A 12,503-nucleotide genomic window follows, 5' to 3' on the forward strand; every position below is an offset into this window, starting at 1 on the left:
AAAGGTGATGCTTATGAAAGCTACTAATATAACTTGGCATAATCAACATATAAACAAAAAAGAAAGACAATTATTACACGGGCATAAAAGTGCCATTTTGTGGTTTACTGGCTTATCGGCTTCTGGGAAATCAACCCTTTGTGTAGAGATTGAAAAAAGATTATATGCATTGGGAATGAGCACATATGTATTAGACGGCGATAATATAAGACATGGTCTTAATAAAAATTTAGGATTTAGTCCAGAGGATCGTTCAGAAAATATCCGCAGAATTGGTGAAGTTTCTAAATTATTTGTAGATGCTGGGATCATTACATTAACAGCCTTTATTTCTCCTTATAGAAGAGATCGCGACATTGTGCGTGAATTAGTTGATCGTCATGAATTTATTGAGGTGTATGTAAAGTGTAGTGTAGAAGAATGCGAAAGGCGGGATCCAAAAGGCCTATATAAAAAGGCAAGAATAGGGGAAATTAAAGACTTTACCGGTATTAATGCTCCTTACGAGGAACCGATTGATCCTGAAATTATTATTGATAGTGAAATGCACACTGTCGAAGAATCTGTTAATCATGTGATAAAATATTTAAAGGATCATCATTATATAGAGTTAAGATAAAATAGTATTGTAAAATGATCCTTCGTTATGGAGAATAATTCATAATGAAGGATCATTTTTGTATAAGGAAACCTGTAAGAAAAACAGTTAATGATGCCGTAAGTCAGATTCTAGAATACAGATTCATCGTATTGAGGGCATACAGATTTTTTGCTTATTTTCATAGCTGTTTTAGAAGATTTCCGGAACGAACCGAAAGGCATTAGCTTACTAAGATTAATAATGCCAGGTGTATCTTATTCACGTTTTCTCAGCAGGCAATATATAGGCAATAGAAAGGGGCGTCTAAATGAAACCTATTACGGATCATATAAAAGAAAATTTAGATGTACTGTTCGTAGGATTTAATCCAAGTATTATGTCTAGCGAGACTGGGCATCATTTCGCAAATCCAACGAACCGTTTTTGGACCATTCTATACAAAGCAGGGATTACAAATAGAAAATATTCACCTACTGAAGACTTTAAATTACTTGATATTGGATATGGTTTCACCAACATAGTTGCAAGACCAACTAAAAGTGCCCAAGAAATTTCCTCTGATGAGTATCGTACAGGAAGAGAAGTATTAAAAGATAAAATAAAAAGGTATCGCCCCAAAATAATCTGTTTTGTAGGAAAAGGAGTATACCAAGAATTTAGTGGCAGAAAAAAAGTTGAATGGGGCAAGCAATCAGAATCTATTATTCCTGGAGTCGTTGATTTTGTTGCTCCATCATCAAGCGGACTTGTCAGAATGAGGATCGATGATATTGCAAATATATACTCACAGTTGCCAAAATTGATTGCTCGGGAAAATAAATAAACTATGATATTTATCATGTTTTGTCCATGACATTTATGCCTTCAACCATATCTTTATTAACTATATGATTGTAATAAAGATATCGGAAGGAGACACGTGAATGTCTAAAAATGATCCTAAAATTTTGAGAAAGCAAATTGCCCCATATGAGAAATCAAATACAAAAAACAGTGTAAGACAAGTAATAAATACGCTTGTGCCATTCTTTTTACTTTGGGTATTAGCGTATTTCACACTTTCCCTCTCCTATTTATTGACTCTAGGAATATGCATCATAGCAGCTGGTTTCCTCGTTCGAATATTTATTATTTTTCACGATTGTTGTCATGGCTCTTTTTTTAAAAACCGACACGCTAACAATATACTTGGAACTATAACTGGAATTCTCACGTTATGTCCATATGAGCAATGGAAGCATAGCCACTCCATTCATCATGCTACTAGCAGCAACTTGAATAAAAGAGGTACTGGTGATGTTTGGGTTCTTACAGTCGATGAGTACATCGAAACATCACAGATGAAAAAATTAGCTTATCGATTGTATCGAAATCCTTTCGTTATGTTTGTACTAGGACCTATTTATATATTTCTTATTGCATACCGTTTTAACGCTAAAAATGCTAGGCCTAGGGAACGTAAGAACACGTACATTACAAATATTGCAATTATTTCTGTATCAGCTTTATTATGTTGGACGATCGGATGGCAAGCCTTTCTACTCATTCAAGGACCGATTTTCTTCATATCAGGTTCATTAGGAATTTGGCTTTTTTATGTACAGCATCAATTCGAAGATTCTTATTTTGAAAATCAAGAGGATTGGGACTATGTAAAAGCTGCATTGGATGGTAGTTCGTATTATAAATTACCTAAAGTTTTACAATGGCTTACCGGTAATATTGGGTTTCACCATGTGCATCATTTGAGCCCAAGGGTTCCGAACTATTACCTTGAAGAAGTTCATAATAATCATGAACGCTTACAGGAAGTTCAGACTATAACGCTAAAAACAAGTCTACGTTCACTTAAATTTCGTCTTTGGGATGAACACGGTAAAAGATTTGTTGGTTTTAAAGAAGTGAAGAGCCTTTATGAAGCGAAGAAAAAGAAAAGTACAAGCATTCCTGCTCAAGTGAAATAAAGTGATGTAGCTCTTTTGTGGTAAGATAGCAAAAGAGCTACATTTTTTAATAAAATGAGGTATTTATATATGAAAAAAAATTATTTGGCAGTTTTAAAAAGTTCGGGTATTAACCCTTATATTTGGAGTATTTTTACAATATTACCTTTCTATTTTATTTTTCAGTCGTCGTCAACAAGTGAAATTATAGTTGGAATCGTATTAACCATTGTTTTTTTCATCATCTATAGACTTGCTTTTATTTCAAAAAAATGGCCAGTATATCTTTGGACAAGTATTTTAATAGCGATTTCTATTACGATGACGATCATTTTCCAATTTGTTTATTTTGCATTTTACATTGCTTACTATAATGGAAATATAAAAAATCGAATTGCGTTCTTGACCTTATATATTATTCATTTAGTTTGTACGACTGTTTCGATTAACTATAGTGTCGTCATTCAAAATGAATTATTTTTAAAGCAGCTGCCCTTTATTATCATCATTTGGATTAGTGTTATTTTGCTTCCTTTCAACTTATATAACCGTAAAAAACAGGAACAGCTCGAACAACAACTTGAATTCGCAAACAAAAGGATTGCAGACCTAGTCAAACAAGAGGAACGACAAAGAATTGCAAGAGATTTACATGATACTTTAGGTCAAAGACTCTCACTCATTGGGTTAAAAAGTGATTTAGCAAGAAGATTAATATATAAAAATCCTGAAGAAGCACGAATTGAATTAAAAGATGTCCAGCAAACTGCAAGAACCGCCTTAAATGAAGTGAGGAATATGGTTTCGCAAATGCGTGGAATTCGTATAAAAGAAGAATTGGTTCGTGTTAAGCAAATATTGAAAGCAGCTGGAATTGATTTGATCATTGATGACAGCAATAAATTATCCAATGTTTCCTTATTTCTAGAAAATATTTTAAGTATGTGTATGAAGGAAGCCGTTACCAATGTGGTTAAACATAGCAACGCAACGTATTGCAAAATTTCAATAGAGCAATCTCCAAACAATATCTGTATAAATATTGAAGATAATGGTGTTGGTATGGAAGATCGAGATTTATCAAAAGGGAACGGACTACTTGGTATGAAAGAACGTATAGATTTTGTAAATGGGAATTTAGAAATCAATAGTAGTAATGGAACTATTATTACTATGATTGTCCCAAAAGCAATTAAACAAACAGATAAGGAGGATCTAAAGTGATTCGAATTGTTATAGCGGAGGACCAGCGAATGATGTTAGGTGCATTAGGCTCATTACTGAATTTGGAAGAGGATATGGAAGTAGTGGGAAAGGCAAGCAATGGCTTAGAAGCAATCGATCTCGTTCATCAATATCGACCTGACATATGTATCATGGATATTGAAATGCCTGAAAAAACAGGGCTTGAGGCAGCTGAAGAACTGAAGGAAACAGGGTGTAAAGTAATCATCTTAACTACCTTTGCTCGGACCGGATATTTTCAGCGCGCTATTAAGGCGGGGGTTAAAGGCTACTTATTAAAGGATAGTCCAAGCGAAGAGCTTGCTGACACAATCCGAAGTGTTATGGCAGGAAGAAGGATTTATGCCCCCGAGCTAATGGATGATGTATATAGTGAAGAAAATCCACTTACGATTAGGGAGAAAGCTGTTCTCGAACTCGTTGCTGACGGAAAAAACACAAAGGAAATAGCGGACCAGCTTAGTATAAAAGCTGCAACTGTAAGAAATTACATTTCCCAAATCTTAGACAAACTTGAAGTTACAAACAGAATAGAAGCCATTACCCATTCAAGAAAAAAAGGATGGTTTAAATAAATGGAACTTTTAAAGACGGATAGCAGGAATATGCTGATCTGTCTTTTTCTGTGAAAATAAATTCTTGTTTAAGATTTATATCAATTGTCAAAACTAACTAACAACTGAAATTTACAATAGGAAAGTAGAGCTACCATAATTTACGGTTTCTCGTATAACTTTTCTATTTATTGTCTATAATGCTAAGTTGCAGTAGGCTCGTGGTAGGGTTCTTTGTTCTGAAGCATATGATAGACAATGGTAAGCATTCGATGTCCAATGGCAACGAGTGCTTTTTTCTTTCCTCTTCTTGCAGATAAAGACCAATATTTCACTGATAACATTTTACTTCGACTTCTAGATACCGCCCAAGCGGCTTCACACAATGCCGACTTAATATGCGGGTTTCCTTTCACGGTTCGCGTACTCTTTCGTTTTCCAGCGCTTTCGTGATTTCCAGGTGACAATCCTGCCCATGACGCAAGGTGCTTGGAAGTTGGAAATTGTGTCATATCAACTCCAATTTCTGCGATGATCACGGCTGCAGTATCTTTCTTAATCCCCGGCATTGTGATAAGAAGTTCTACTTCTTCTTTATAGTTTATCAGTATCCCATCGATCCTTTTTTCAATATCGGAAATTAATTCTTCCAGATAGACAATGTGCATCCATGACTGTTTGATAAGAAACAGTTGGTGATCATTCAATGTGCCAAACAGGGAATCTGTAATTAATTGTTTTTTATGCGCCATACTCCCATGTATCTTTTGTTCGACATCTTCTTGATCTATATAGCCATTGGACATTAGTTGTTCCAACAATTTTCTGCCAGAAACTCCGAAAACATCGGAAATGACTGTCCCTAATTTGATGTTTGAAGTCTCCAATACTTTTTGGATCCGATTCTTTTCAGAAGTCATATGTCCAATCCATTTCTTTCTCAAACGGGTTAAATCTCGCAAATTGCGAATGTCTTCCGGAGGGACGAAACTTTTCTCAATCAAACCATGCCTCAATAATTTGGCAATCCACTCTGCATCCGAAACATCCGTTTTTCTGCCAGGAACATTTTTAATGCGCTGAGCATTTGCCAAAGTAATGTCAAAGAAGTCCTCTAGGATATTATAGACAGGTTTCCAGTACACTCCGGTACTTTCCATTGCGATATGGGTCACTTCTTTTTCTTCTAGCCATTTAAGTAGACGAAACAGATCTTTCGTCAAAGTAGGAAATGTTTCAATCAACTTAACTGTATCGTTCTCTGATTCACCAAGAATCACGCAGGCCACAATTGTTTCCGAATGGACATCCAGACCTGCACATCGTTTGTACAATGTTTCCATTTCACTCCACCTTCTAAATGTATTCCACAAACAGTGGAATGAATTTGAAATTAAACATTTTTCTGTTCGTAGTCATCTCTCAACAAGAGAGAGCTAACAATGGGTTGTACACCAAATTCATTCCAACAGTTTTTTATACAGGGTCAAGCCACCATTAAAGACCACGTTATATACTCACTGTTTGCGGTATCAACATTATGGAGCGAGAAACCCATTTTCATTCCTGGGTTGAGAGCGAAAGATCATGATAGTTTTTTATATTAAAAACAAAACTGTTTATATATTTAGTTTAAGTTACAAAAACAAAAAAAGACAAATAAATATATTCAAAAGCAAACAAATATAGTATATACTTAAACAAACAAATCAAAAAACTTGGAGGATTTTGAATGGTTAAAAGTTTATGGAATCAAGATTATGCTGCACAATTAACTAAAGGTGTAGAGGAACTTGTTTATCGTTCAAATTTAATCGGCTCAGACCGTTCTGTTTGTAACTGGGGCGGAGGAAATACATCAATGAAAACGTTTGAAAAGGATTTTCGTGGACGTGAAATTGAAGTTATGTGGGTGAAGGGTAGTGGCTCTGATCTTGCTACTATGAAAGCTAAAAATTTTACAGGATTAAAAATGGAAGACATCCGCCCTTTGATTGAACGAGACGAAATGCCAGATGAGGAGATGGTCGCCTACCTAGCTCATTGTATGATCGATAGCAGTCACCCACGCGCATCAATCGAAACGTTGCTGCACGCCTTCTTACCTTTTAAACATGTGGACCACACCCATCCAGATGCAATTATTAGCATTTGCTGTGCCCATAACGGAAAAGACATTGCAAAAGAAATTTATGGCGATCGATTTGTTTGGGTCCCCTATATTCGCCCGGGATTTTCACTTTCAAAAATGATTGCTGAAGGAGTCCGGAACAATCCAACAGCTGAATTAGTTTTAATGGAAAAGCATGGTCTTGTCACGTGGGGAGAAACATCTAAAGAGTCTTACGAAAAAACACTTTCGATTATTAACGAAACAGAAGAGTATATTCATCGTATGATCAATGAAGAAACGATATTCGGCGGACCAAAATACATAACTTTACCTGAAAGTGATCGCCTGCATGTTTTATCAGAAGTGATGCCAATTATTAGAGGGGCTGTTAGTAAAGAAAATAAAATGATTCTTTCGTATGATGATGCAGACAGTGTTCAACAGTTTGTGAATAGTGAAAATGCTAAGGATTTGTCACAAGTTGGCGCCGCATGCCCAGATCATTTAGTTCATACGAAACGTACCCCTCTTTACATTGATTGGAACCCTAAAATGGACAATATCGAAAGTTTAAAAACTAAGATTATAGAAGGAATTAATCATTTTAAAGAAGAATATACAAAGTATTTCAACAGAAACAAAAATGAAGATGATCAAATGTTTGAGTCAGCCCCACGAGTTATTCTTATCCCTGGAATTGGGATGGTTAACACAGGAAAAACATTGGCAATGGCAAAAGTGAGTGGTGCGCTGTATCACCGTGCTATTGCAGTAATGAAAGGCGCTACATCTCTTGGTGAATTCGTGTCATTAAGTGAAAACGAATCTTACAATGTGGAATATTGGCCGCTTGAATTGTATAAATTAACACTCGCTCCACCAGAATTGGAATTTTCCCGTAAAGTTGCATTTATCACTGGAGGTGCTGGGGGGATTGGAAGTAATACAGCTCGACGACTCGTATCCGAAGGGGCACATGTAATCATAGCGGATTTGAATATTGAAGGTGCTCAAAAAATAGAAGCAGAAATAAATGAAACGTTTGGCGAAGGTAGAGCACATGCAATTAAAATGGATGTAACAAGCGAGTCACAAGTAAAAGCAGCTTTTGAAAACTCTGCCTTAAAATATGGTGGAATAGATATTATTGTTAACAATGCTGGACTTGCCACTTCCAGTCCATTCGATGAAACAAGTGTGGAAGAATGGAACTTAAATATAAATGTTCTTGGTACTGGATATTTTCTTGTAGCTCGTGAAGCTTTTAAACAAATGAAGAAACAAGACATCGGAGGAAATATGGTTTTTGTTGGTTCCAAAAACTCTTTATACGCTGGAAAAAATGTTACGGCGTATAGCTCCGCTAAAGCGCTTGAAACACATTTAGCACGCTGCATTGCTACTGAAGGTGGGGAATATGGAATTAGGGTAAATTCTGTGTTGCCAGACGCAGTTTTACAAGGCTCTGCTATTTGGGATTCCAATTGGCGTGAAGAACGAGCAGAAGCATATGGAATTAATGCAGACGAATTAGAAGAGCATTACAGAAAAAGAACGACTTTACAAGTAAATATTTATCCTGAAGATATCGCAGAATCAATTGCATTTTTTGCCTCATCTAAAGCCGAAAAAACTACGGGTTGTATGTTAACAGTCGATGGTGGTGTTCCAGCAGCATTTACAAGATAATTGGAGGTGAAACACAAATGCTCCATATTGCAGCCGATATTGGTGCGTCAAGCGGTCGCTTAGTCACTGGTATAATAAAGGATGGAAAACTCGATATTCAAGAGATTCATAGATTTTCAAATGGTTTTACAGATAAAAATGGAATATACTTCTGGGATATCGATCATCTTTTAACTGAAATCTTACAAGGCTTATCGCGAGTTTTATCGATGGGATATGAAGATTGCACAGTAGGGATTGATACGTGGGCAGTAGACTATGCTTTAGTTGGCAAGGATGGGAAACGACTCCAAGAAGTCGTTTCTTATCGGGACCATCGTACAGATAACTCGATTGAAAAGCTAGCGAAGATTATACCTAAGGAAACAATTTATAATAAGACTGGAATTCAATTTTTACCATTTAATACTATTTGCCAACTGTTAGAAGAAAATGAAAATTTATTAAATAAAACAGACAACATTTTAATGGTACCCGATTATTTAGGTTATAGATTAACTGGAAAAGCAGTGACAGAGATAACAAATGCATCGACTATGCAGTTGATGAATGTAAAAGCAAAAACATTCGATTTAGAGCTGCTTGAGGCAATATCGGTAAAGAAAGAACAGTTTGCCAGTCTTGCTGAACCTGGGACCATCCTCGGGCCATTACGAAAAGATTGGTTTCCGGAGTTGAATTTACCTAATTGCACGATTATCAATATAGCTTCTCATGACACAGCATCCGCTATAATAGGGACGCCAGGAAAAGGTGAAAACTGGGCATATTTAAGCAGTGGTACTTGGTCGCTTCTTGGTATGGAACTTGATTCCCCAGTCATTAACGAAGAGTCTTATAAAGGAAATTATACAAATGAATGGGGAGCATTCGGGACATATAGATTTTTGAAGAACATAATGGGACTGTGGATTCTACAAGAAGTACAGCGGAACTTGCCAGAGAATTTAAGCTTTGAGCAGCTTGTAGTAGAAGCAAAACATGTACAGCCATTTATGCAATTTATCCATTTTGATGATCAACGTTTTTTAAATCCCGAGAACATGATTGCAGAGATTCAAGCATACTGTCGAGAAACGAATCAAGCTATCCCGAAAACAGCTGGGGAGCTTGCCGCCGCCGTATTTTATAATTTGGCTATTATGTATGCGGTTGCAATAGAAGAGTTAGAGGCGATGGTTGGTGAAAAAATAGAGCAACTCCATATTGTAGGGGGAGGTTCACAAAATGAGTTTTTAAACCAATTGACCGCTGATCTAAGCGGGAAAATTGTATATAGCGGCCCAGTCGAAGCGACGGCCATTGGGAATCTACTAATGCAACTTATTTCCTCTAATGAAATTGATAGCTTGGAAGCTGGAAGATTACTTGTGTCGGATTCATTTGAGATTAAAGAATACCAACCTAGTGCCTCGTACGAACGAGAAGCCATACAACGATTTAAAGAAATTGTTTCGAAGAATAAAAGCAATGCTAGTTTAACTTGACATTGTCCATTAAAAAAACAGTGATAGGCCACATTGATCCGACTTTATTCAGGGAGAATACTGTGATAAGGATGCGTAAAGCGATAATCGTACATTGCTCAGGAAAATGCAGTGCCTTGGGTACGTTAAAGTGTTAATCGTGACCTTGTTTAAGAAAAGTGCGGCGACAGGGGCACGATAAAATGTTAATCGTGACCTTGCTTAGGAAAAATGCAGCATCAAGGGCACGATAAAATGTTAATCGTGACCTTGTTTAGGAAAAATGCGACATCAAGGGCACGATAAAATGTTAATCGTGACCTTGTTTAGGAAAAATGCGACATCAAGGGCACGATAAAATGTTAATCGTGACCTTGTTTAAGAAAAGTGCGGCGACAGGGGCACGATAAACGGTTTATCGTAACTTTGTTCAGGAAAATACAGCAATATGGTCACGATGAAACATTCATCGTGACCATGTCGGGGATAAAAGTAGAGGCAAGGACACATTAAAGCAATTTTCAAGTAAAGGCCAAGAACATCACTATTAAAATAGGCTATTTAATAAAAAGATGGATGCTTTATGAATGTATTAAATTCAAGAAACATAATTAGAGAGGAGATTCAATAATGATCCGTGAAAACTTTGAAATGGCAAAAAAAGCGTATGGAAAATGGGGGATTAATGTAGATGAGGTTTTAGAAAAACTTAAACAGGTTCCCATTTCTATCCACTGTTGGCAAGGAGATGATATTGCGGGATTTGAAGTGAATCAACGTGAGCTGTCTGGTGGAATTGATGTAACTGGAAATTATCCTGGTAAGGCGACAACTCCCGAAGAGCTTCGTATGGATCTAGAAAAAGCGTTATCCTTAATTCCTGGGAAACATCGTGTTAATCTGCACGCTATTTATGCTGAAACAGATGGTGTTGTCGTAGATCGGAACGAAATTGAACCAAAGCATTTTGAAAACTGGGTGAAGTGGGCAAAGGAAAAAGGGCTTGGGCTTGATTTTAATCCAACTTTATTTTCGCATGAAAAGGCGGAGGATGGCCTCACTTTATCACATCCCGATGAGGACATTCGTCGGTTTTGGATCGATCATTGTATCGCGAGCAGAAAAATTGGTGAATATTTTGGTAGAGAACTAGGTTCGCCTTGTCTAACAAATATTTGGATTCCTGATGGTTATAAAGATATGCCTAGTGATCGTTTGACACCGAGAAAAAGATTAAAAGAATCACTTGATCAAATTTTTGCGGCTGACGTCGATGAATCCCTTAATATTGATGCAGTTGAAAGTAAATTGTTTGGAATCGGCTCAGAAGCCTTCGTCGTTGGATCACATGAATTTTATCTTGGTTATTCACTGAAAAATAACAAACTATGCTTATTGGATACGGGTCATTACCATCCTACCGAAATGGTATCTAATAAAATCTCCTCTATGCTGCTTTTTAGTGATCAATTAGCTTTACATGTTTCTCGACCTGTCAGATGGGATAGTGATCATGTTGTAGTGCTCGATGATGAGCTTCGGGAAATTGCTCTTGAAATTGTAAGAAACGATGCCCTCGATCAAGTCATGATTGGATTGGATTTTTTCGATGCTAGTATTAACCGCGTCGCCGCTTGGACAATTGGTACTCGAAATATGATAAAAGCACTGCTCTCTGCAATGCTTACACCAAATGAATATATGAAACAACTTCAAGAAGATGGAAATTTCACAGAAAGATTAGCGTTGATAGAAGAATTTAAAACATATCCATTTGGTGCCATTTGGGATTATTATTGCGATATGATGAATGTACCTGTTAAAGAAACATGGTTAAATGAAGTAAAAACGTATGAGCAAACTGTATTATTAAAGCGAAAAAAACAAGTGCAAACGACTTAATAGGTAAATAGTCATCTTTGAACTAGTATGTTATAATTTCATCATCACAGATAAACAAAAACAAACAAAAGTCAGGAGCGTTAGCTATGCTCGTCGCGGAAAGACATAAAAAAATTGTGGAAATAGTGAATAGTCGTTTAAGTATTCGTGTTTCCGAATTAAGTGATATTTTTGCTGTAACGGAAGAAACCATTCGCCGTGATCTTGAAAAGTTAGAAAGTGAAGGTAAACTTGAACGGAGCCATGGTGGAGCAGTCAGTATACAAGAACCTGAATCCGAAATTCATTTCTCGGAAAGGGTCATTACAAATGTACCTGAGAAAAAAGCCATTGCAAAGGAAGCGGCTGAACAAGTACATAGTAGTGATAGAATCATTTTAGATGCAAGTACAACAGCGTGGTATATGGCAAAAGAATTGCCCAACATTCCTCTAACTGTTTTGACAAATTCAATTAAAGTCGTCATGGAGCTTAGCAAAAAGGAAAAAATCGAGGTTATTTCTACGGGCGGAAAACTGCTTTCAAGATCCCTATCCTATGTAGGTCCATTAGCAGAACAATCCATCGCAAATTACCATGTTGATAAAGCGTTTATTTCCTGCACAGGCGTCCATTTGATAGACGGTCTTAGCGACTCTAATGAGCTGCAAGCGCTGCTTAAAAAACAAATGATGATTAGAGCCGAAAATGTCTATTTAATGGCGGATTCAAGTAAATTCGGTAAAAGGGCTTTTTCACAAATTCTTCCTTTACAAGAAGTAAATGCCGTCATTACAGATAAAAAAATTGATCCGCTGTCAAAACAAACATTAGAGGAACAAAACATCAAAGTCTTAACTGCACAATTAGCAAATATGCAAGAATTTCAGGAACGTAAATTGCCAATCATAAAAAGCAAAAATCAAAAACTAAGGCTTCAGAGATAATGTCTCTTGATTTTTATTGTTATTTCTTCTATACTTGCAAAAATATATATTGCCATTTCAATGA

The 12,503-nt window shown here is 36.5% G+C and carries 10 protein-coding genes and 1 other annotated feature (1 of these 11 running past the window's edge); of the genes, 9 read left to right on the forward strand and 1 reads right to left on the reverse strand.

From position 1 onward, the window contains the following. The first annotated feature begins 7 nt into the window (after positions 1-7). From cysC to KHA96_RS04445, 5 genes are all read left to right on the forward strand, one after another. Entirely contained in the window at positions 8-619 is a 612-nt protein-coding gene (gene cysC / locus KHA96_RS04425) for an adenylyl-sulfate kinase (protein ID WP_249315366.1), read from the forward strand. 289 nt (positions 620-908) lie between these two features. Then, positions 909-1,424, forward strand: coding sequence for a G/U mismatch-specific DNA glycosylase (gene mug / locus KHA96_RS04430; protein ID WP_213128061.1), 516 nt, complete (start codon positions 909-911; stop codon positions 1,422-1,424). Positions 1,425-1,524: 100 nt separating this feature from the next. Next, positions 1,525-2,565, forward strand: coding sequence for a Delta(5) desaturase DesA (gene desA, locus KHA96_RS04435; RefSeq protein ID WP_213128062.1), 1,041 nt, complete (start codon positions 1,525-1,527; stop codon positions 2,563-2,565). 69 nt (positions 2,566-2,634) lie between these two features. After that, a complete protein-coding gene (locus KHA96_RS04440) occupies positions 2,635-3,768 on the forward strand; it encodes a sensor histidine kinase (protein ID WP_213128063.1) in 1,134 nt (377 codons plus the stop codon). Continuing rightward, complete coding sequence (locus KHA96_RS04445; protein WP_213128064.1) at positions 3,765-4,364, forward strand: response regulator; 600 nt, start codon at positions 3,765-3,767, stop codon at positions 4,362-4,364. Before KHA96_RS04440 ends, KHA96_RS04445 begins: the two co-directional genes overlap by 4 nt. 182 nt (positions 4,365-4,546) lie before the next feature. Here the strand turns inward: KHA96_RS04445 and KHA96_RS04450 are convergent, their stop codons facing one another. Further along, the gene (locus KHA96_RS04450) at positions 4,547-5,686 is read right to left on the reverse strand and encodes an IS110 family RNA-guided transposase (protein WP_213127372.1); all 1,140 of its coding nucleotides are present in this window, start codon (positions 5,684-5,686) and stop codon (positions 4,547-4,549) included. Positions 5,687-6,075: 389 nt separating this feature from the next. Between KHA96_RS04450 and KHA96_RS04455 the strand changes: the two genes are divergently transcribed. From KHA96_RS04455 to KHA96_RS04470, 4 genes are all read left to right on the forward strand, one after another. After that, complete coding sequence (locus KHA96_RS04455) at positions 6,076-8,145, forward strand: bifunctional aldolase/short-chain dehydrogenase (RefSeq protein ID WP_213128065.1); 2,070 nt, start codon at positions 6,076-6,078, stop codon at positions 8,143-8,145. Between the two features lie 17 nt (positions 8,146-8,162). Then, positions 8,163-9,632, forward strand: a complete 1,470-nt coding sequence (gene rhaB / locus KHA96_RS04460) for a rhamnulokinase (protein WP_213128066.1) — start codon at positions 8,163-8,165, stop codon at positions 9,630-9,632. Between the two features lie 609 nt (positions 9,633-10,241). Beyond that, positions 10,242-11,513, forward strand: coding sequence for an L-rhamnose isomerase (gene rhaA / locus KHA96_RS04465; RefSeq protein ID WP_249315259.1), 1,272 nt, complete (start codon positions 10,242-10,244; stop codon positions 11,511-11,513). Positions 11,514-11,599: 86 nt separating this feature from the next. After that, on the forward strand, positions 11,600-12,439 hold the full coding sequence (locus tag KHA96_RS04470) for a DeoR/GlpR family DNA-binding transcription regulator (protein ID WP_213128067.1): 840 nt from the start codon (positions 11,600-11,602) through the stop codon (positions 12,437-12,439). 51 nt (positions 12,440-12,490) lie between these two features. Beyond that, positions 12,491-12,503 (forward strand) — a binding site (T-box leader) (it continues 193 nt past the right edge of the window).

It is taken from the genome of Bacillus sp. FJAT-49711 (assembly GCF_018343715.1).
Classification (GTDB): domain Bacteria; phylum Bacillota; class Bacilli; order Bacillales; family Bacillaceae_C; genus Lederbergia.